This is a genomic window from Natrialba sp. PRR66, from assembly GCF_034808065.1.
GTDB classification, from domain to species: Archaea; Halobacteriota; Halobacteria; order Halobacteriales; family Natrialbaceae; genus Natrialba; species Natrialba aegyptia.
Map to the genome: position 1 here is coordinate 1 of NZ_JAXHGN010000280.1, position 234 is coordinate 234.

The following is a 234-nucleotide window of genomic DNA, read 5'->3' on the forward strand; positions in this document are numbered from 1 at the left end:
GTGATATTTGAGAATTGAACGAAGGTAAATTTCAGTCACTTTGTGGTTTATAGCTTCTGCTGTAAAAAATCTAAATGTATCGTTCAGTATATCTGGTGATAATTTACTCATTACTGCTGCCAATTCCCCTATCGCTGGGGGACATGTGGAACATATACCAATTTGTTTAAGAACAGGATATATGTATGTTTTGAAGGTGTCTTCCCAACATGCCCAAGTATCTTCTGAATGTAC

1 protein-coding gene is annotated in these 234 nt (G+C 36.3%); it reads right to left on the reverse strand.

Annotated elements, in window-relative coordinates:
- On the reverse strand, positions 1 to 234 hold a 234-nt coding region (locus SM755_RS24230), incomplete at both ends, for a hypothetical protein (protein ID WP_323174910.1).